18 protein-coding genes are annotated in these 19,058 nt (G+C 72.8%); 4 read left to right on the forward strand and 14 right to left on the reverse strand.

From position 1 onward, the window contains the following. From OHT01_RS10285 to OHT01_RS10295, 3 genes are all read right to left on the reverse strand, one after another. A complete protein-coding gene (locus OHT01_RS10285) occupies positions 1 to 420 on the reverse strand; it encodes an SSI family serine proteinase inhibitor (RefSeq protein ID WP_328552834.1) in 420 nt (139 codons plus the stop codon). Further along, on the reverse strand, positions 417 to 1,742 hold the full coding sequence (locus OHT01_RS10290; protein WP_328552835.1) for a M14 family zinc carboxypeptidase: 1,326 nt from the start codon (positions 1,740 to 1,742) through the stop codon (positions 417 to 419). Before OHT01_RS10290 ends, OHT01_RS10285 begins: the two co-directional genes overlap by 4 nt. 258 nt (positions 1,743 to 2,000) lie before the next feature. Then, complete coding sequence (locus OHT01_RS10295) at positions 2,001 to 2,567, reverse strand: DUF1707 and FHA domain-containing protein (RefSeq protein WP_328552836.1); 567 nt, start codon at positions 2,565 to 2,567, stop codon at positions 2,001 to 2,003. A 192-nt stretch (positions 2,568 to 2,759) separates the two neighbouring features. On the opposite strand from OHT01_RS10295, the gene treZ reads away from it, so the two are divergent. Next, positions 2,760 to 4,505 (forward strand): malto-oligosyltrehalose trehalohydrolase, encoded by a 1,746-nt coding sequence (gene treZ, locus OHT01_RS10300; RefSeq protein WP_328552837.1) that lies wholly within the window; start codon positions 2,760 to 2,762, stop codon positions 4,503 to 4,505. Between the two features lie 225 nt (positions 4,506 to 4,730). Here treZ and OHT01_RS10305 read toward each other — a convergent pair whose 3' ends face one another. From OHT01_RS10305 to OHT01_RS10330, 6 genes are all read right to left on the reverse strand, one after another. Beyond that, positions 4,731 to 5,690: an aminoglycoside phosphotransferase family protein gene (locus OHT01_RS10305; protein WP_328552838.1), complete on the reverse strand. Its 960-nt coding sequence runs from the start codon at positions 5,688 to 5,690 to the stop codon at positions 4,731 to 4,733. Between the two features lie 63 nt (positions 5,691 to 5,753). After that, positions 5,754 to 6,878 (reverse strand): aminopeptidase P family protein, encoded by a 1,125-nt coding sequence (locus tag OHT01_RS10310; RefSeq protein WP_328552839.1) that lies wholly within the window; start codon positions 6,876 to 6,878, stop codon positions 5,754 to 5,756. Positions 6,879 to 6,972: 94 nt separating this feature from the next. Then, a complete protein-coding gene (locus OHT01_RS10315; protein ID WP_328552840.1) occupies positions 6,973 to 7,593 on the reverse strand; it encodes a LysE family translocator in 621 nt (206 codons plus the stop codon). 115 nt (positions 7,594 to 7,708) lie between these two features. Then, the gene (locus OHT01_RS10320; RefSeq protein WP_328552841.1) at positions 7,709 to 8,410 is read right to left on the reverse strand and encodes a PDZ domain-containing protein; all 702 of its coding nucleotides are present in this window, start codon (positions 8,408 to 8,410) and stop codon (positions 7,709 to 7,711) included. Positions 8,411 to 8,662: 252 nt separating this feature from the next. Continuing rightward, the gene (gene cyc2 / locus OHT01_RS10325; protein ID WP_328552842.1) at positions 8,663 to 10,840 is read right to left on the reverse strand and encodes a germacradienol/geosmin synthase Cyc2; all 2,178 of its coding nucleotides are present in this window, start codon (positions 10,838 to 10,840) and stop codon (positions 8,663 to 8,665) included. A 165-nt stretch (positions 10,841 to 11,005) separates the two neighbouring features. Further along, on the reverse strand, positions 11,006 to 12,202 hold the full coding sequence (locus OHT01_RS10330) for a damage-control phosphatase ARMT1 family protein (protein WP_328552843.1): 1,197 nt from the start codon (positions 12,200 to 12,202) through the stop codon (positions 11,006 to 11,008). A 407-nt stretch (positions 12,203 to 12,609) separates the two neighbouring features. Here OHT01_RS10330 and OHT01_RS10335 point away from each other — a divergent pair, with 407 nt between their 5' ends. After that, positions 12,610 to 13,566 (forward strand): lytic polysaccharide monooxygenase auxiliary activity family 9 protein, encoded by a 957-nt coding sequence (locus OHT01_RS10335; RefSeq protein WP_328552844.1) that lies wholly within the window; start codon positions 12,610 to 12,612, stop codon positions 13,564 to 13,566. An 18-nt stretch (positions 13,567 to 13,584) separates the two neighbouring features. Here OHT01_RS10335 and OHT01_RS10340 read toward each other — a convergent pair whose 3' ends face one another. Then, positions 13,585 to 14,250, reverse strand: a complete 666-nt coding sequence (locus tag OHT01_RS10340) for a Tat pathway signal sequence domain protein (RefSeq protein WP_328552845.1) — start codon at positions 14,248 to 14,250, stop codon at positions 13,585 to 13,587. A gap of 717 nt (positions 14,251 to 14,967) precedes the next feature. Between OHT01_RS10340 and OHT01_RS10345 the strand changes: the two genes are divergently transcribed. Both OHT01_RS10345 and OHT01_RS10350 read left to right on the forward strand, forming a co-directional pair. Next, positions 14,968 to 15,642: a DUF6230 family protein gene (locus OHT01_RS10345; RefSeq protein WP_328552846.1), complete on the forward strand. Its 675-nt coding sequence runs from the start codon at positions 14,968 to 14,970 to the stop codon at positions 15,640 to 15,642. Continuing rightward, positions 15,642 to 16,055 carry a DUF6114 domain-containing protein gene (locus tag OHT01_RS10350; RefSeq protein WP_328552847.1) on the forward strand — a complete coding sequence of 138 codons (414 nt, stop codon included), beginning with the start codon at positions 15,642 to 15,644 and terminating at the stop codon, positions 16,053 to 16,055. Before OHT01_RS10345 ends, OHT01_RS10350 begins: the two co-directional genes overlap by 1 nt. A gap of 135 nt (positions 16,056 to 16,190) precedes the next feature. On the opposite strand, the gene OHT01_RS10355 is transcribed toward OHT01_RS10350, so the two are convergent. Genes OHT01_RS10355 through OHT01_RS10370 form a run of 4 tightly spaced genes read right to left on the reverse strand, consistent with a single transcriptional unit; the run spans position 16,191 to position 18,916 of the window. Beyond that, the gene (locus tag OHT01_RS10355) at positions 16,191 to 17,567 is read right to left on the reverse strand and encodes a cytochrome P450 (RefSeq protein WP_328552848.1); all 1,377 of its coding nucleotides are present in this window, start codon (positions 17,565 to 17,567) and stop codon (positions 16,191 to 16,193) included. Further along, positions 17,564 to 18,166, reverse strand: coding sequence for a GTP-binding protein (locus OHT01_RS10360; RefSeq protein ID WP_328552849.1), 603 nt, complete (start codon positions 18,164 to 18,166; stop codon positions 17,564 to 17,566). Before OHT01_RS10360 ends, OHT01_RS10355 begins: the two co-directional genes overlap by 4 nt. Next, on the reverse strand, positions 18,144 to 18,506 hold the full coding sequence (locus tag OHT01_RS10365) for a DUF742 domain-containing protein (protein ID WP_328552850.1): 363 nt from the start codon (positions 18,504 to 18,506) through the stop codon (positions 18,144 to 18,146). Before OHT01_RS10365 ends, OHT01_RS10360 begins: the two co-directional genes overlap by 23 nt. Continuing rightward, a complete protein-coding gene (locus tag OHT01_RS10370) occupies positions 18,503 to 18,916 on the reverse strand; it encodes a roadblock/LC7 domain-containing protein (RefSeq protein WP_328552851.1) in 414 nt (137 codons plus the stop codon). Before OHT01_RS10370 ends, OHT01_RS10365 begins: the two co-directional genes overlap by 4 nt. Positions 18,917 to 19,058 lie beyond the last annotated feature (142 nt).

Consider the following 19,058-nt stretch of genomic DNA (forward strand, 5'->3'; position numbering starts at 1 on the left):
TCAGCTCGACAGGTCGAACACCGCGCCCGTATCGGCTCCCATCACGCAGGAGTTCGAGAACGTGTGCGTGTAGTCGACCCGGCGGCCCTCCCATTGGCCGTACGCCGACGCCGTCACCGGCGCGTAGAGCATCGGGCACATGACGCCGGACCGGCGCGGGATACGCCCGATGTCGCCCCCGGTGGCGCCGAGTTGGCGGCAGGCCCGCGCCGCGTGGGCATGCCCCTGGGGCGGGTCGCAGAGGAGCAGGACTCTCCGGGTGTCACTGGAGCGGGCGTCGCCCCGGGTGACGGCCAGGCTGAGCCAGTTGCCTGGCCGGGCGTGCCGGGGTGCCGCGTGGGCCGCCGGGGCGGCACCCGCCAGCAGGAGCGCGAGCGGGACGAGCAGGGCGCCACGGACCGCCTGAAGGGTTTTCGTCATTCCTGGTGCATCGGCACCGCGGCCTGCGCGGTCCAGCCGGAGTCACCCGAACGAGAGCACGGGCGCGTGCCGCGCCCGGCGAGCTCGAACGCCGAGCGCACCACCCGCGCCTGGTATTCGACCTGGCGTGCGACCGGGATCCAGCGCGCCCCGCAGCCGTCTCGGTAGTCGGCGCACCACGCGTCGATCAGCCGGTCGAGCTCGGGCAGCACATCCCACGGGTCCCGCCCGGAGGCGGTGACGAGTTGGTGCAGCAGCCCGGCCGTCCGCAGGGCGACCCGGCGGCCGGCGAGGCGCAGGGCGGTGAGACGGGCGGTGTCGAGCGGCGGCAGGGGGCGCGACCCGGCGTCCCGCACGTCGGGGTCCCAGGAGTCGGCGAGTCCGGGGCCGACCAGTAAATAGTCGTCGACGGGCGCGAGCAGGCAGGTCACGTCCGGCGAGCCGCCGAGGCCCGGCCGCACCCGGGCCAGGATGCCTTCCAGGATCCCGGTGTCGTGGCGCAGCGTGCGGCTGACGGAGCGCAGCACGGCGTCGGGATCGGCGGGGCGCGCCGGGTCCTCGACGGCGCCGACGCCCCACATGGGCGCCTCGACGATCGCGGTGACCGTGCCGTGCGGCTGCGGGTGGAACCAGGTGGAGTCGACCGCGGCCTCCGTGATGGCGGCGGCGAGGTCCCCCGTGCGCGGCTGCGGGACCCGGTACACGGCGGGGCCGAGTGTCGGCCAGTACAGCGTGTCGTACGGGCCGAGTTCGCGCGGGATGCCCAGCCGGGCGGCGCTGTGCGCGACACGCTGGGCGAGTCCGGGCAGGTCGCGGGTCAGCTCGACGAACCCGCCGCCGACGTCGACGCCGTGCAGGGAGCACTGCAGGAAGGGCCTCAGCTCGTCCTGGAGCGCGAGCAGCGCGCGGGTCTCCGGCAGGACGGCGCCGTCCGCGCCCTCGGGCAGCCATTCGGGCTGTTCCAGGAAACCGGGCCTGAAGAAGTGCCGGAAGTAGTGGCCGAGCGTGTACGGGCCGCGGAGCCAGGCCTCGTTGCGACGGGAACCGTCGGGGTCGAGGCAGAGCAGCAGGTTCCAGGTGGCGTCCGCGCCCTCGGTCAGCCGGGGGTCGGCGAGCGCCCGTTCGGCCAGCCGCAGGGCCGTGGCGCCGCCCACGGGTTCGTTGGCGTGCGGTCCCGCGACCACGAGGACCTGACGGCTGCCGTGTCCGACGGACAGGAGCAGCAGCGGTGTACCCGCCCGGGAGGTGCCCACGCGGCGCAGCCGGGCCTCGTCGGGGCGCCGGGCGACCAGCGCGGCGGCGCGGACGCCGAGTTCGTCCACGGTCGGATAGCGGCGGAGTGGCGGCAGAGCACACCTCCACTCGGACGGCGCCGTCGGTTCACCTGATGTGCACGATGTACGCACAGTGAGTCACGACTGAGGGGGTACGTCAACACCGCGGGCGGCGAAGGATGTTGCGGGATCCGGTCGGCGAACCTCCGTCCGGGGCCGCTCACCCGTGCCCGCCGGACTCCTTCGGGCAGTCGGCCGCCGGTGAGGAGGACGGACGCCGGTGAGGTAACCGGGCGACGGCGCGGCTCAGTCCGAGGCGAGGCGGAACATCATCCGGCCGAAGCCGATCTGGTCGCCGTCCCGCACGACGGACGAGCCGATGACCCGGCGTCCGTTGACGGTCGTGCCGTTCGTCGAGCCGAGGTCGCGCAGCACCCAGACGCCGCCCTGCCGGCGCAGCTCCGCGTGCACCCGGGACACCGTCTCGTGGTTGAGACGCAGTCCGCTGGCCGGGTCGCGGCCGATACGCAGCGGGTACGCGCTCCCGGCGTCGGGCAGTTGCAGCTTGGGCAGCCGCTCGGACTGCCAGGCCCTGCGCAGCCGTACCGTGAAGCCGGAGACGGCCTCCACGGTGCCGAACACCAGGTGCGACCAGCGACGCCCGACGGGCTGGTCGTCGCCGGGCAGGTCGGCGGTGAGCACGGCGAGTTCCTCGGAGCGGCGGGCGGACAGCGCCAGCTCCATGCGGTGGACGAACGTGTCGTGCGAGAGACGGCCGAGGGCGGCGCCGTCACGGAGGGACTTGAGCGCCCGGTCGCGCTCCGCGTCGGACAGCCGCGCGGGGTACGGGTGGAACTCGAAGGACGACGTCACGCTGGTGATTGTCGGCCAGTAACGACGGGGTGTCCAGAAGACCCGGAACGGCCGGAGGGACCGGGTGGAGCCGTTCGCGCGGCCAACGGGCGACGGACACGCGGCAAAAGGGTGGATCCTGAAGCGAATTGATCTCCCGTGAAGCACCATGGACGGGCTATGTCACGGCGAGCTGACAAGGGGGACCCTGCTGTGCGATTCGAGGTGTGGGCACCGGCGGCCGAGCGGATGACACTCCATTGCGCGGGTGTCACGAGCGCGTTGGACCGCGATCCCGAGCGTGCCGGATGGTGGACGGGCGAGGCGGAAGCACGGGAAGGGACGCGCTACGGCTTCGCCGTGGACGACGGCCCCGTCCTGCCCGACCCCCGCTCGCGCCGGCAGCCGGACGGCCCCGACGGACTGAGCGCGGTGGCCGACCACGGGCGGTACGCGTGGCGCGCCGAGTGGTCCGGGCGCGCGCTGCCGGGCGCGGTCCTCTACGAGCTGCACGTGGGGACGTACACGCCCGAGGGCACCCTGGACGCGGCGGCGGACCGGCTCGGCCATCTGGCCGAACTGGGCGTCACACACGTCGAGTTGATGCCGTTGTGCCCGTTCCCCGGCCGGCACGGCTGGGGGTACGAGGGTGTCTCCCTGTGGGCCGTGCACGAGCCGTACGGCGGTCCCGAGGCGCTGCGGCGCTTCGTCGACCGGGCACACGAACTCGGCCTGGGGGTCGTCCTCGACGTCGTGCACAACCACCTCGGCCCCTCCGGCAACCATCTGCCCTCGTTCGGGCCCTACTTCACGGACACCCACCAGACGCCCTGGGGCTCCGCGGTGAACCTCGACGCGCCCGGCTCGGACGAGGTGCGCGCGTACCTCGTCGGCAGCGCGCTGGCGTGGCTGCGGGACTACCGGATCGACGGACTGCGCCTGGACGCGGTGCACGCGCTGCGGGACACCCGTGCGCTGCACTTCCTGGAGGAGCTGTCGACGGCCGTGGACTCGCTCGCCGCCGACCTGGGCCGGCCGCTCTTCCTGATCGCCGAGTCGGATCTCAACGACCCGCGGCTGATCACCTCCCGCGCGGAGGGCGGGCTCGGGCTGCACGCCCAGTGGAACGACGACTTCCACCACGCGCTGCACACCACGCTGACCGGCGAGGCGCAGGGCTACTACGCGGACTTCGCGCACGCCCCGCTCACGGCCCTGAGCAAGACGCTGACGTCGGGCTACTTCCACAACGGCACGTACTCCAGCTTCCGCGGGCGGCACCACGGCCGCCCGTTCGACCGCGCGCGGGTCTCGGCGCAGCGGCTGCTCGGCTACGCGCAGACCCACGACCAGATCGGCAACCGCGCCCAGGGGGACCGGCTCTCGGCCTCCCTGTCCCCGGGGCTGCTGGCCTGCGCCGCCGCGCTGACCCTCACCGCGCCCTTCACGCCGATGCTCTTCATGGGCGAGGAGTGGGGCGCCGGTACCCCCTGGCAGTTCTTCACCGATCACACCGACCCCGAGCTCGCGGAGGCCGTACGGCGGGGCAGGCGCCGGGAGTTCGCGGCGCACGGCTGGGCCGAGGAGGACGTGCCGGACCCGCAGGACCCGGCGACCCGGGACCGTTCCTGTCTGGACTGGTCGGAGCCCGGAACGGCCCCGCACGCGCGCGTGCTGGCCTGGTACCGCGAACTGATCACCCTGCGCCGGCGTCAGGCCGACCTCTCGGACCCCGATCTCGCGGCGGTCAGGGTCGCCCATGATCCGGGGGCCCGCTGGCTCGCCCTCCGGCGCGGGGACGTCCGGATCGCCGTGAACCTCGCCAAGGGCCCCGCGTCGATTCCGCTCGGTATCCGCCGCGCGCAGATCCTGGCGGCCTGGGATCCGGTCGAGGTCCCGGGCGCGGACGGGGTGCTGCGGGTGCCGGGCGAGTCGTGCGTGGTGCTGACCCAGGCGTGACGCGCCGGGCGCGCGCACCGGCGCGGGAGGCGGCCTTTCCGCGGGCTCGGGCGCCCGGCGCGCACACCGGCGCGGGTCGCGTCCTCCGCGCGGGGCGCCCGACCGGCCCTTCCCGGGGCCGTCCGCGGACCCGCCCCCTTGCCTCCCGCGGCTTCCTGCCTGCCTGCCTGCCTGCCTGCCTGCCTGCCGCAGCTTCCCGCGCGGCGCGCGCCGCTCCCGGAGCAGCTAGTCCGTGCCCTCCCGCAGGTCCGTGACCCGCTCCAGCAGGATCGGTTCCCAGGCTCGCCGCACCTGGGCCTCCAGGGGCGGCAGGGCGAGGTCGTCCTGGGCCCGGGGACGACCGGCGAGCCGGACGACGCTGTCGCAGCGGGCCAGCCACAGTCCGCGCAGACAGGGGCGGGCGGCGTATCCGGCGAGCGTGGCGGCGCGTACGGCCGCGGGGGCGCCGACCGCGACGGCGAGCCCGGCGATGTCCTCGGCCGGATCGCCGATCACCGCGCCGCTCCAGTCGAGGACGCCCCGTACCCGCCCGTCGCGGCTGACCACGAGGTGTTCGCCGAGGAGGCCGTGGTGCACCAGGACCGGGGCGCCGGTCTGGCCGCCGAGCTGGACGGCGGCCAGCGCGGCGAGCTGGTCGAAGCGCGCGGGGTCGAACTCCTCGTCGGGGAGCCGCTCGGCGGCCCGTACGGCGGCGGCCCGCAGGGTCTCCAGGGAGCGCGCGGGAACGCGCGGCACCCCGAGCGTCTCGGCCTGGAGTACGGGGACCTCGCGCAGCCCGGTCAGCAGCGCGGCGAGGTCGGCCTCACCGAGCGCGGAGACGTCCTGTTCGTCGCCGGAGGCACCGGGCAGCAGGGTGTCGAGGGTGTAGCCGAGTCCGCTCACCCACTCGCCCCGCGCGACGCTCACGGGGACGGCGACCCCGATGTGCGGGCGGATCAGATCGCGCAGCCGCAGCTCACGGCGCTGGCGCAGCGAGGCGTCACGGTCCCGGGCGAGCCGCAGCACATGGCGCCGGCCCACCCACCAGGTGGAGTGCGCGCCTCCCTCCACGACGGGCCGGACCTCCGGTCCCGGGCCCGGCGCGGTGTCGTCCCCGAGCAGGGACAGGACCAGCCGCCGGACGGTCTCCGGGGTCGGGGTCGGGGGCTCGTGCCGGGGTTCGGGTTGGGGCGGTGGCTGGGTCATGGTCGCGCCCTTGTCGTCCGGGAGCGGGGGCGCGGCGGTCGCCGCGCGGTCGGCCGTCGCACGTCAGTCGACGATCGCCATCTCGCGGGATGTGTTGTTGAGCCGGCGTCCGCCGTCCTCGGTGACCGTGACGATGTCCTCGATGCGGACCCCGAACCGGCCGGGGAGATAGACGCCCGGCTCCACCGAGAAGCACATGCCGGGGACCAGGGGCTGCTCCTCCCCCTCGACCATGTAGGGCGGTTCGTGGGTGGTGACGCCGATGCCGTGCCCGGTGCGGTGGATGAAGTACTCGCCGTACCCGGCGTCCTTGATGACGGCGCGCGCCGCGCGGTCGACGTCCTGGCACGCGATCCCGGGACGCACGGCGCTGAACCCGGCCTCCTGGGCCTCGCGCACGATGTCGTGCACCTTGCGTTCCTCGTCGTCCGGTTCGCCCACGTGGACCGTGCGGGAGGTGTCGGAGCCGTAGCCGTCCTTGAGCCCGCCGAAGTCCAGGACGACCATGTCGCCGTGCTCGATGACGCGCTCGTCGGCCTCGTGGTGCGGGTCGGCCCCGTTGGGGCCCGAGGCGACGATGGTGAAGTCGACCTGGGAGTGCCCGAACCCGCGCAGCAGATCGGCGAGGTCGCCGGAGACCTCCGACTCCCTGCGGCCCGCGAAGGAGACCTTCCGGATCTCCTCGAACGCCGCGTCCGCGGCGGCCCCGGCGGCCGCGAGCCGCTCCAGTTCGGCCGTGTCCTTGACCGCCCTCAGCATCGGCAGGGCGTCGGTGAGCGCCGTGTAGCGGCTGTCGGGGAGCCGCTTCTGGAGGCCGAGCAGGTGCAGGGCCCAGCCGTTGTCGCTGATGCCGAAGCGGCCGGCGCCGTCCAGCAGCGGCACGGCGGCTTCGTAGGGGTCGGTGCCGTCGGTCCAGTCGTGCAGGGTGAGCACGGGCGCGCCGGGCGATTTGGCCGCGTCGGGCGCCTCCAGGGTGGGTACGACGAGCGCCGGGTCCTGTCCGGACCGCAGCACCAGCAGGGTGAGCCGCTCGGTCTCCACCGGGCGGTATCCGGTCAGCCACACCAGGTCGGGCCCCGGCGCGACCAGGACGCCGTCGAGCCCGGCGTCGGCCGCGGCCTCGGCGGCGCGCCGCATACGGGCCTCGTAGTCGGCGGCGGTGAAGGGCGCGGGTGTGGCGGCGGTCATGCGTGCCTCCGTGTGTCCGGACTTCCCCAGGGGGCTACGGCAGCATCCTGCCTCTCCGGTGGGGTGCGCGCGAGCCGGTCCTGCCCGCCCCCGCTCAGCTCTCCAGGGCGAGACGGGCGCCCAGGAGCAGCAGGACGCCTCCGGAGACCTGCTCCAGCCGCCTGCGTACGCCCGTCCGGGACAGCACGGTCCTCATCCGGCCGACGAACCAGACGTACAGGCCGTAGTAGCCCACCTCGTAGACCGCCCAGAGCGCGGCGAGGCCGAGCATGGCGGGCAGGTGCGGGGCGCCCTCGGGAACGAACTGCGGCAGGAAGGACATCGCGAAGACGGCCGCCTTCGGGTTGGCGAGGTTGAGCAGCAGTCCGCCCCGGTAGGACGCCCAGTCGCTCTTCTCCGCACCCTCCCAGCCGCTTTCCCCGGCGCCTGGGGAACGGCGCGCCCGCCACAGCGTCTGGACGCCGAATCCGACGAGCACGACGGCACCGGCGATCCGCATCACGTCGTACGCCACCTCCGAGGCGGCGAGCAGTGCGGTGAGGCCGAACGCGGCGACGGCGCCCCACAGGAAGACGCCCGTCTCGTTGCCGAGCACGGTAAGGAAGCCGGACCGCCTGCTGCCCAGTGACCGTTTGATGATCAGGACGGTGCTCGGTCCGGGCGAGGCCGCGATCAGGGTGCAGGCGCCGAGAAAGGCGACGAGGGTGCTCAGCATGCGGCCATCGTGACGGGCCGCGGCCCGGTTGACCAGCCCCTTCTTCCCTGCGCCCGCGGGATCGGGAGCCGTGCCCGCCGGGCGAGGGGCACCTGGACGGGCCGGCCGGGCCGGTTCAGGTCACGATGCCCGGGACGGCGGTCAGGCCGCGGTGAGCGCCGTTCGCGTGGCGGACCCGGAGGGTGACCTGCTTGCCCGGACGCGCGGCGGCCACCTTTCGCGCGAGGTCGGCGGCCGAGGTGACCCCGGTCCCGTCGAACGCGAGCAGGACGTCACCGCGTACCAGGCCCGCGGTGTACCCGGGGCCGGGCAGATGCACCGCGACGATCAGCGCGCCTCCGCCTCCGGGGGCGTCGACGGCCTCGACCCCGAGGGTCGCGCTGACGGAGGTCCGCGCGGACTCCCCGGACAGGATCGGGCTGCCGCTGCCGGACTCCGTGGTGGAACCCCCGGGCCGCGGCGCTCCGGGCCGCGCGGCTCCCGAACCCCCGGGCCGCGGCGCCGTGTCGGTGCCGGAGGGCTGTCGTGCGTGCCCGGCCGAACCGGCCTGCCTCTGGAGGTCCGCCAGTCTGCTCAGGCCGATCACTGTCGTGCCCACCGTGCCGAGCCCCACCCCGGACAGGACGAGGACCGACCCGACGAACAGCCCGAACAGCAGGTTGACCAGGCGCCTGCCGCGGCGCCGCGAGGCGTGCGGGCGCCGGGTGCCGCAGGCCGGACGTTCGCCGTCGGACGTACGCGCCCCGCCGCCCGGACGGTCGCCGCTGCCCGGATTCTGACCGGGCATCGGCTTGGGACGCAACGCGGTCTGTTCCATGGGTCGCCTCCGGCAGATGTTCAACGAACCGCCTCCGGCTCTTGCTCTACCCCGCGCTGAGGCGCGCGACGATTCCCCAACGGGTGAACCGGTCTTCCTCGGGACGGTGTGGCGGTGGTCGCGACGGGCGGGGGTCGCCCGTGCCCGTCGCGGTGGACCCCGGCCTCGCGAAGGAGGCCCGGGAGGCCGTCGTGACGCTCCTCTCGGAACACTCCGCGGCGGCCCCCGGTGCCCCGGACCCGTCGGGGACCGTCAGGACGAGACCGGCTGCGCCTTCCACGCGACCGGCAGTGCCGACGCCTGGTCCGGTACGAAGCCGTGGGAGCGCCGGGCCAGGTCCGCCGCTCCGTAACGGCGGCAGTCCTGGTGCCACTTCAGGATTCCGGCCAGCCAGTTCTGCAGTTCCACCACATAGCCCTCCATGATCCCGCGCACCTCTTCGGAGAGCTTGAAGTCCTCGTACAGGATGGGCAGTTCATGGGCGGCGACATGCTGGAACTGTTCCATGCGCTGGGTCATCAGGTCATGGATGATTCCGAGCGCCGTCGGATAGTCGCAGCCGAAGAAGTTCTGCACGACGAGGATGCCGTTGTGGACCTCTCCCTCGTACTCGATCTCCTTCTGGTACGAGAAGACGTCGTTCAGGAGCATCGCGTAGTCCATGGCCGCGTTCTCCAGCGAGCGGACGGGTCCGCTGCGATAGACCTCCGGCGGGACCGCGGGACCGTGGCCGAGGCGGCACAGGCCCATGGTGAGCTCGGAGCCGAAGGTGGCCCGGCGCATCTCCAGGTAGTCGACCGGGTCCGGGATACGGTTCTGGATCTGGTTGGACAGCTCCCACAGCCAGCTCTCCGTCATCACGTCCACCGCAGCCCGCAGGGTGCTCCGGGCGTCCGGGGTCATCTCCTCGGTGGTGCGCCGCCACAGGTCGATCAGGCCGCGTTCCATGCCGTTGACCGGGACGGGGACCTCTTCGCCGTCGAGGGGCATGCAGGCCGACAGGCGCGCGGTGGTCAGCTTGGCGGCGGCCAGGTCGCGGCGGTTGCCGAAGAGCAGCGGGTAGTAGTCGTCGCCGTAGGTGCCCCAGGCCAGCCACTGCGAGCCGAGGTCGAGGGCGTCGGGTGTCGCGTCGGGGTGGATGCCCGCGGCGCAGAGCGGAAGGTCGTAGGCGATGAGCTTGTCCTCGTCCCAGACGCCCTCATGGAGCATGCCGGTGCCGTACATCCAGCCGGTGAGGCGTTCCCGTGCCCCGGCGAGGTGCGGGCTGAGGGTGACCTCGAACGGCATGTGGAAGTCGGGGAGCCGGGAGGGGCCGACCTTCTGGAACGGTACGTGGGTGTACGCGCGCATCCGCTCGGCGCCGGCCGCGGAGAGCAGGCTCCCGATGTCCGCGGCGGAGGTGCCGAAGCCGCCCATGGCGAAGGGGCGGGGATCGTCGGTGGCGCCCTGGTTCATGTAGCGGCTGGAGCGCATGTGCCATTCGTGGCCGCCGGACTGCCAGTCCTGGAGGCCCTGTGTGTACGCGGCGACAGCGCCGACCTCCGGCGGGGTGAGCCCCTTCTCCACGGCCAGCGCCGGTACTTCGGTGAGCGCGGTGTGCTCGAACTGGTGGAGGCGTGAGGTGAGGATGTCGTTGACGGTCTCGGCGGCCTCCTGGGTGGTGCAGCCGAAGAACGTCTCCAGGACGAGGACGCCGTTGCTGAGTTCACCCTCCTCCTCGACCTCGCGCTGGTAGGAGAAGAGGTCGTTGCGCAGGTGGACACCGTCGGAGAACGTCTCCATCAGGACGCGCAGCGGCCTGGACTCGGCGACGGACGCCGGGACTTCGGCGGTGGCGTACTCGACGAGACCGGCGGACCAGGGGGCGCCGCCCACCTTGCGGCGCATCTCGATGTACTCGACGGGGTTGGAGACCCGCCCTTCGTTGATGTTGGACAGCTCCCACATCGACTCGTTGAGCAGATGCTCCGTGGAGACGGCGAACCGCCTGCGCCACTCGGCGGACATCGAGGGCACCGTGCGCGCCCACAGGTCGGCGAGTCCCGCCTCGACGGGATTCTCCGGTTCGGGTACGGGAGTCGACAGGTCGAGCGGCATGAAGAGGGGCAGCCGGTCCAGATAGGCCTTGCCGCCCGCGCGGTCCTGGGTGCGTTTGAAGGTCTCCAGGAAGTGGTCGTCGAAGAAGAACACCCACACGTACCAGTCGGTGATGAGGGAGAGGGCCGGTCCGTCGCAGTCGGGGTGGGTGTACGCGCACAACAGGCCGTAGTCATGCGCGTCGAGGTCGGACTGCTCCCAGATGCCCGAGCCTTCGAGCATGCCCATTCCGCGGGCCCACTCGACCGAGTGGGCCCGCGCCTCGTCCAGGTGCGGGTTCAGCCGGGCGTTGTACGGCATGTAGAAGTGCGGGAGTTGGAACGGCTGCGTCATGGCCGGGCCCTACCCACGGCCCCGCGCGGACATCCGCGGGCCAGGACGTGATCACACCATCGCGTGAACCGGGGCGAAAGCCGCACACGGCGGCACCACCGTCCGGTCGGGGCCGCCGGGACCCCGTCCCGGCGGCCCGGCGGGAGGAGCGCGGGATACCGCTCGTCAGCGTCTCGCCTGGATCAGCGCGTGGGTGCCGCCGGTGCGCCAGCGGTGGCCCTCGGCGGCGTCGAGGGCCGTCTCGACGGCCGAGGTGAGTCCGACGACGACATCGGACTTGAGGGTCCGCAGGGCGGCCACCGAACCGGGGAAGCCGGCGGTGGCGACCGCGAAGGGGGTGGTGGCGGGGTGGAGCCGGTCACCGATGAGACGGCGGTAGTTCAGGTCGCCCTTGAGAAGGGTCACGTCGGCCGCGGCGAACTCCTGCCGGAGATCTTCGGGCAGGTCGGTGTACGGCAGCGGGGCACAGGCGAAGGGGTGGGCACGGACGGTCAGACGGCCCTCGGACAGGGCGGCCCAGAGGCGGTTCCCGGCCTCGCTCGCCGCTCCCTTCGCCGCGGTCAGGCGGCGCAGGGCGTCGAGTACGTCGGCGGGCGTGGCGTCGGAGACGTAGTACGGGTACGGCTTCACCTGCAGGGTGGCCCGCGCGACCCGGCCGTGCCGGAGCAGGTGGTCGACGAGGAGGAGGTCGGGGATGAGTTCCCGGCCCGCGTTGTCCGCGACCAGACAGAGGGTGCCGCCGGCGAGGAGCGACCGCAGCACGTCCGCGTCGTCCGCCACGAGCTGGGACTCGGCCGCCGTCCCGCCCCTGGTGCCCGACAGGCTGAAACCGAGGTCCGCCCGGTTGCCCCACAGCGAGCCGTGCAGCAGCGCCTCCTCCTGGTCCTCGGCCGGCCGGTGCGCGAGGTCGTCCAGCGCGGCGAGTTCCTCGTCGGCCTCCGGGGTGTCCAGTTCGGCGAGCTTGAAGGGGCGGAACGGGTCGATGCCCTGCCAGGGGCCGGGTGCGAAGTAGCCGACGGCTTCGAGGAGCCGGCGGTAGAAATAGCTCTCGGACCAGAGGAAGGGCACGTCGAACCAGGACCGGCCGTAGTGCTCCCGGCCGCCCCAGGCGTCCCACCGCCCGCGGTCCGCGGCCTGCGCCGCGAGCGGTTCCACGACCCCCTCGGCACAGTTCCTGAGCAGGTCGTCGAGCGCGTGGCGCTGTTCGGGCCCGTACGGGAAGGCGTCCGCCACCCTGCGGATCAGCGCCGGATGCCGCTCGGCCAGCACACTCCAGGAGAACGAGCCCGGCACCGAGCTCACGACCACCGGAGCGTCGTCGGGACCGGCGGTGGAACGGGCGGCTGCGGTGGGATCGGACATGCCGCTCACCGTACCGGCCGTACAGAAGGGGCCGTCCGACGCGGTGCGCGCCGGGCGGCCCCTCCCCCCGTAGAGCCCAGCGGTCGGCCTGGTCGGCGGCTTCGAGCTGTCGGCCGCCCCGGTGCCCGCGCGGCCGTGTCGTGGACGACGGGTGCGCGGCTGCGACGGCGGCCGCGCTGAACGATAGGCAGGCCGCGAAGGGGAGGGATAGCGGGAAAACCCTCGATCCGGCCGCCGTTCGGCCCTCGCCCGCCCGAAGTCGGGCCGGGTGGTCCCGTTTCGCGCGGATTGCGGATCTGAACACGGGGCGCTCCGGCCCCGTACTTCACTGTGCCCTGTGCGGGGAGTGCGTCCCGGCCGCGCACGGTGGCACGCCGCTTCGCCCACGCATCGAGGAGACCTTCCGGATGACCGCCTACCGCACCGCCACCGCGGCCGCTGTCGCCCTGGCGGCTCCGCTGCTGCTCACGACGTGGGCCGCCGGGACCGCATCGGCGCACGGCGCACCGACGTCCCCGGTCAGCCGGGTGTACGCGTGCTCGCCCGAGGGCGGTCTGAGCGGCACGGCGGCCTGCCGGGCGGCGATCGCCGCGAACGGCTCGCCGTTCACCGCGTGGGACAACCTGCGGGTGGCCGGCGTCAACGGCCGGGACCGCTCGGTGATCCCGGACGGGAAGCTGTGCAGCGGGGGCCTGCCCGCCTACAAGGGCCTCGACCTGGCCCGCGCCGACTTTCCGTCGACGCGTCTGACGCCCGGCGCGAGCCTCACGCTCAAGTACAGCTCGACGATCCCGCACACGGGAACCTTCAAGCTCTTTCTGACCAAGCAGGGTTACAGCCCGACACGCCCCCTGAAGTGGTCCGACCTGCCGGAGAAGCCGTTCGCCACGGCCACCGACCCGGCACTGGTCGGCGGCGCCTACCGCATCAAGGGCACGCTGCCGTCCGACCGCACCGGCCGCCAGATGCTGTTCACGATCTGGCAGAACACCAGCACGACGGACACGTACTACTCGTGCTCGGACGTGGTGTTCTCCGGCGGGAGCGGGGCATCGAAGTCGACCCGGAACACGAGTACTTCGGGGAGCACCGGGAGTACTTCCGGCGGCAAGAGCGCCAAGAGCGCCTCCCCGTCGACCAAGTTGGAGACCTCGCCGCCCAGCCCCGAGCCGGCGTCCCCGTCCGCCGACTCGCCTTCCCCGGTGGCCGGTTCGCCCGCCGCGACGGCGGGCACCGATCAGCTGACGCCCGCCGCCGACAGCACGTCGGGCGGCGGCCCCGCCCTCCCCCTGGTCGCCGGGGGAGCGGCGGCGGCGCTGCTGCTCACCGCCGGCGTCGCTTTCGCGCTCCGACGCCGGCAGTGAACACGGGTCCGGTGGGCGTCAGTTGACGTAGACCACCGGGCTGTCCGGCTGGCTGGTGTCGTTGACGGGGGCGTACTTCGCGGTGAAGTAGCCGCTGCTGAAGCACAGGGACGAGCCGGAGAACTTGGTGAACTGCTGGTTGGTGAAGGTGATACCGGTGTCGGCGTTGCTCGCCGTGCCGGTCAGGCTCGCCGCCCGGTAGACACAGGTCAGGGTGCCGAGCAGGGAGCGCAGCTTGACCGTGGTCTGGATGGTGGAACCGGCGGCCGGGGTGACCGTGACGCTTCCGTCGGAGCCCACCGCCGTGGTGTACGGCAGGTTGTCGACCGTGATGCTGGTGACACCGAGGACACCGACGACGTTGCTGCTGCACGAGCTGCTGTCGAAGGTCTGCCCGGTGACCGACTCGGTGGCCGTGCCGGGGGCCGCCGGGTTGTCGACGGCGGACGCGGTGAAGGTCGACGCGGAACACGAGACGCCGCTCGTGCCGGTGGCGCTGGAATAGAGCGTGGCGTTGGTGCCGCTCGCCAGCGAGGCGACGAGGACGTCGCCGACGGCGACGGGGGTTCCGGCGGTGCTGCCGGTGGTGAGCACCGGGACGTCGTCCGCGGAGGCGGGGACGGCGGCGGACGCCGAAAGGGCCGCGACGACGCCGACGAGGGCGAGCAGGGAACGAGTACGCATGGGGGGTGCCTCTTCTCCGATGGGGGTGTGGGTGCCTGACCGCGCCGGGGCGCGGGGGTGCGGGTCGAGAGGGTGGCGCGGTTGGACGGAACGGGCCGCGCGCGACGGCCGATGCGGACGCCGGTGCGCGCCGCGGGAGTGGTGCGAGGAGAGACCGCCGCCGGTCCGTGACGCCTTCTCCGTACGTCACGGGCCGGCAGCGACAGCCGGGCGACCGGTGCGGCCCTCGGGGGGAAGGCGACCGCACCGGTGCCACGGGAACTGGGAAGGACCGAGAGGGCACGCCGCTTCGGCGTACGTGCCAGGGCCGCTCCGGTACACGCCATGACCGCCCCGCGCAGAGCGGAGTCCGGGAGGTGACGGGCGCGTCGACCGACGGATCCGGCGCCACGGATCCGGGGAAACAGGGAGAGTTGTAGACCTGATGGATGGTCAACGTCAAGGCGTAGAAGGGAAGTTGAAGGTCAGCGCAGTGCTTTCACCGACCCGTGTTCACAGGTGGATCACAACGGGCACGCTTTTCCCACAGGCGCCTTGACCCGTGTCTGTAACCCCCGGTAACTTCCTCGACGGCTACTGCTGCGTAACGAGAAAGCCCTTGCAACCGCCGGGAGGCGCGAGGAGGCGTGCGCCGCAGTCGTTGTCCGCGCCAGGACAGCGCGCCACTGGAGCCCAACCCGCATCGACACCCGCATCGAACGTGCCCAGGGAGCAGACATGGCCTCGTCCCCGGACGCCACGGCGTCCAACGGTTCCACGCCCGAGACCCCGGAAAGCGGTTCGGCCGCCGACGGACAGGTCAGACGCGGCCGGGTCCGTCTCCGCCGCGCCGCCGTGATGGCGGTCCCGGCCACCGCGGTCGCCGCCGGGCTGATGATCCTCACCGCCCAGGGCGCCCTCGGCGTCCAGTTCGCCATCTCCGGCATGCCGTTCACCGTCACCGCGACCGAACTGAACGGCACCGGTTTCGAGCAGTTCGGCGGGCTCGACAACATGGCGGACGACAGCCCCAACGCCGGCGACACGGGCGGCCAGGTCCTCATCGTCACCTCGGCGATCAAGAGCGCGACCCTGGACCACCTGTGCCAGAGCGTCGACCTCGGCGGCACGAACCTGCTCATCACGGCGGGCAGCGGAGCGAACAAGGTGGAGGCGAGCCACCTGACCACCGACTCCACGGAACTGTCCGGCGACGCCTCCTTCGGCAACATCGAGATCGGCAACGACGCCAGCACCCTCGACAAGGCCGGGGTCCAGGGCCCCAAGGGCGTGTTCAGCCAGCAGGCCGACACCGTGCGCATCGCGAATCTGCGCCAGACCAACTACGCCACCACGGCGGCGGTGTTCAAGCTTCCCGGCCTCAAGCTCCGCTTCAGCGACCAGGGTTGCTGATGAGCGCCGAACCACATCCGGACGACTCCCCCGGCCCGAGGGCCAGGTTCCGGCAGTGGCGCGCGCACCGCCCCTTCTGGGGCGGGCTGCTGCTCACCCTGGCGGGAGCGGAGATCCTCCTCACCGAGAAGGCGTCGCTGAAAGTCGTCCTGCACATCGGGATGCAGGGCCTGGCGGGCTATCTGCTCCCCGCCGTAATGCTGCTGTGCGGCCTGCTCATCCTCTTCAACCCCGCCCAGCGCCTGTTCTACTCCCTGCTGGGCATCCTGCTGTCCCTGGGCACGTGGCTCACCTCCAACCTGGGCGGCTTCTTCGTCGGACTGCTCCTCGGCGCCGTCGGCAGCTGCCTCGCCTTCGGCTGGCTCCCCGACCAGAAGCCGCGCAGGCGGCTGCTGCGCCGCGAGCCCGCCTGAGACCGTCGGTCCGGTGCCGGACCCCGCCGACTTGCCTGCACGCGCGGGGAAGCCGGCACCGAAAGCGCCCGGCACCGGACACGCCTCGGGGTGACGGGACCGTGCTCAAGCCGCCCCCCGGAGCCCGGGAGCAGGTCACTCCCCGCGCCACCAGGCAGCCGTCCGGCGTGCCCATCCGCTCCTCGAAGGCTCGGGCGCGGCGGCCCGGGACTCGTCCACGGGGGACGGCCGCGAGGCCGTCTCCGGGGTCCGCCGGCCGCCCCCGGATGGCCCGTCCGCGGAAGGCCCGTCACCGGACCGTCCGACAGTCGGGGCGGCCGGGAACCGCACCGGCAGCGCGGCGAGCGCGCGGTGGAACGGGCCGGGGCGCCACTGCAACTCCTCGACGGGCACCGTCAGTTCGATGTCGGAGACCCGGTCCAGGAGTTTCTCGACCGCGACGGCCGCGATCAGCCGCGCCGGACCCTGCGCCGGACAGGTGTGCGGGCCCGCGCTCCACGCCAGATGGGCCCGGTTGCCGGTGCGTCGGCCGCTCGTCAGCGCGGGATCGGTGTTCGCGGCGGCCAGACTCACCACCAGCGGATCGCCCGCGCGCAGCAGCGTTCCCTCGTACACGACGTCGTGCCGCGGGTAGTGGACGGCGTAGTTGGCGATCGGCGGGTCGGTCCAGAGCACCTCGTCGAGGGCGTCCTCGACCGGCAGGGTGCCGCCGGACAGATCGCCCGCGAAACGGTCGTCGGACAGCAGCAGGCGCAGGCTGTTCGCGATCAGGTTCTGCTGCGGTTCGGTGCCGGCGCCCATCAGCACGACGAGGGTGTGGACCATCTCCTCGTCGGTCAGCGCGGCGGGGTGCTCCATCAGCCAGGACGTCACGTCCGGTGCGGGCCGCCGCCGCTTCAGTCCGACCAGGTCGAGCAGGGTGGTGGTGAGCAGTTCGTTCGCCCTCTCGGCGTCCACCCCGTCGAAGATCCCGGACATGCCCTCGACCAGCCGGACGCCGTGGCCGACGGGGCAGCCGAAGAGATGGTTGAAGACGAGCAGCGGCAGTACCTGGGCGTACTCGCCGAGCAGATCAGCCGTCCCGAGCGGAGCGAACCGGTCGATGAGGGTGTCGGCGCTGCGCTCGGCGTATCCGCGCAGCGTGCCGGACTCGACGCGGGCGAGGCTGTCGCTGATGGCACCGCGCAGCCGGCCGTGCTGCTCGCCGTCGGTGAACAGGGCGTTGGGCCGGTACATCATCATCGGGACGACCGGGCTGTCCATCGGGACGGTGCCGTCGGCCAGGTCCCTCCAGTGCCGCGGGTCCTTGGCGAAGGTCTCCGGACTGCGCAGGACGTGCAGGGCTGCGTCGTACCCGGTGACCAGGGTGGCCCGGACACCGGGCGCGAGTTCGACGGGTGCGGTCGGTCCGGATTCCCGCAGACGCCGGTAGACCGTGGCGGGATCGGCGGCGAACTCCGGCCCGTACAGGGACTGGTGGGCCGGGCAGCCGGGGGGCGGTACGGCGCTCACGCGTGCTCCAGTTCGCCGTTGCGGGTCAGCAGGTGGGCGACGAGGGCGATCAGTGTCTCGGTGGCGGAGACCCGGTCGCGGGCGTCGCAGCGCAGCAGCGGGGTGGAGGGCAGCAGGTCGAGTGCCTCACGCACCTCGTCCAGGCCGTGCTCCGGGCCGTCGTCGAAGTCGTTCAGGGCCACGGCGTACGGGAGCCCCAACTCCTCCAGAACTCCCATGACTTCGAAGGACCGGTCCAGGCGGCGGGTGTCGGCGAGAACGAGTGCCCCGAGCGCGCCGCGCGTCATGTCCTGCCAGAGCCCGGTGAAGCGCCGTTGCCCCGGGGCTCCGAACAGGTAGAGGACCAGGGAGTCGTTGAGGGTGAGACGGCCGAAGTCGAGGGCGACCGTGGTGGTGGTCTTGTCCCGCGCACCCGCCAAGTCGTCGACGATCGCGCCTGCCTGAGTCATGATCTCCTCGGTGCGCAGCGGCCGTATCTCGGACAGCGCGTCGACGAACGTGGTCTTGCCGACCGCGAAGTGGCCCACGACGAGCAGCTTCACCGCGGTCCGCACACCGTCGGGCAGATACCTGCCCTCAGAGCCGGGAGCGGAGTCCATCGAGCACCTCCTGGAGGATGCCCGTGTCGGACGGCCCGGCGGAGGGGATCGGTGCACGGGTGACGAGGTGACCGCTGTCCATCAGGTCGGCGACCAGCACCTTGGTGACGCTGACGGGCAGCTCCAGATGGCCCGCCACCTCGGCCAGCGACAGCGCCCCGGGCCGGCACAGCTCCATCAGCCGCCGTTTCTCGGGGCTCAGTCCGGTGAGCGGCGGGCCGGGCGCGGCGATCAGCAGGGTGACGAGGTCGAGGGTGTTGCGCGACGGATGCGAGCGGCCTCCGGTGACGACGTACGACCGCACCAGGCGCTCCCCGGGACGGCCTCCGGGCGGCGTCATGCCGGGCTGCCGGTGTCCCGCCGGGCCGGACTGGTCAGTTCCTTGCCGAGCCGGTCGACCAGCTTGTGCATGCGGTAGGTGACCGCCTCCATGTCGACGTCCTCGGTGGTGGACACCGCGAGATGGGTGCCCTCGCCCGCCGCCACGAGGAAGACGTACCCGTGCGTGAACTCGATCAGGGTCTGCCGCCACGGTGTGTCCGGGCTGCCGCAGAACTCGGCGGTGCTGCGGCTGATCGACTGCACACCGGACAGACCCGCGGCCAGGCGCTCGGCGTCGTCCCGGTCGATGTCCGCGGAGTACGCGCGGAGCATGCCGTCGGCGGACAGCAGGATCGCGTGCCGCGCTTCCGGCACCTTCAGCACCTCGTCGAGCATCCACCCCAGCTCGTTGGTCATGGGCACGGTCATCCCGGTGTGCTCCCTTCGATCGAGTGGGGTGTTTCGTACGAGGTCACGGGTGCGCCCGCGGACATCAGGGGGAGTTCTGCCCTCACCGCGAGGGCATCCGCCGCCGTCACCGAGCCGTCCGCCGCCGCCGCCGTCACGGAAG

Origin of the sequence: Streptomyces sp. NBC_00358, assembly GCF_036099295.1 — a bacterium.
Lineage (GTDB): Bacteria > Actinomycetota > Actinomycetes > Streptomycetales > Streptomycetaceae > Streptomyces.

Bases quoted from the DNA above. Each gene is read 5' to 3' on its own strand.
- OHT01_RS10285 (WP_328552834.1), bottom strand. From the start codon at position 420: ATGACGAAAACCCTTCAGGCGGTCCGTGGCGCCCTGCTCGTCCCGCTC.
- OHT01_RS10305 (WP_328552838.1), bottom strand. From the start codon at position 5,690: ATGACCCAGCCACCGCCCCAACCCGAACCCCGGCACGAGCCCCCGACC.
- OHT01_RS10310 (WP_328552839.1), bottom strand. From the start codon at position 6,878: ATGACCGCCGCCACACCCGCGCCCTTCACCGCCGCCGACTACGAGGCC.
- OHT01_RS10315 (WP_328552840.1), bottom strand. From the start codon at position 7,593: ATGCTGAGCACCCTCGTCGCCTTTCTCGGCGCCTGCACCCTGATCGCG.
- OHT01_RS10320 (WP_328552841.1), bottom strand. From the start codon at position 8,410: ATGGAACAGACCGCGTTGCGTCCCAAGCCGATGCCCGGTCAGAATCCG.
- cyc2 (WP_328552842.1), bottom strand. From the start codon at position 10,840: ATGACGCAGCCGTTCCAACTCCCGCACTTCTACATGCCGTACAACGCC.
- OHT01_RS10330 (WP_328552843.1), bottom strand. From the start codon at position 12,202: ATGTCCGATCCCACCGCAGCCGCCCGTTCCACCGCCGGTCCCGACGAC.
- OHT01_RS10335 (WP_328552844.1), top strand. From the start codon at position 12,610: ATGACCGCCTACCGCACCGCCACCGCGGCCGCTGTCGCCCTGGCGGCT.
- OHT01_RS10340 (WP_328552845.1), bottom strand. From the start codon at position 14,250: ATGCGTACTCGTTCCCTGCTCGCCCTCGTCGGCGTCGTCGCGGCCCTT.
- OHT01_RS10345 (WP_328552846.1), top strand. From the start codon at position 14,968: ATGGCCTCGTCCCCGGACGCCACGGCGTCCAACGGTTCCACGCCCGAG.
- OHT01_RS10350 (WP_328552847.1), top strand. From the start codon at position 15,642: ATGAGCGCCGAACCACATCCGGACGACTCCCCCGGCCCGAGGGCCAGG.
- OHT01_RS10360 (WP_328552849.1), bottom strand. From the start codon at position 18,166: ATGGACTCCGCTCCCGGCTCTGAGGGCAGGTATCTGCCCGACGGTGTG.
- OHT01_RS10365 (WP_328552850.1), bottom strand. From the start codon at position 18,506: ATGACGCCGCCCGGAGGCCGTCCCGGGGAGCGCCTGGTGCGGTCGTAC.
- OHT01_RS10370 (WP_328552851.1), bottom strand. From the start codon at position 18,916: ATGACCGTGCCCATGACCAACGAGCTGGGGTGGATGCTCGACGAGGTG.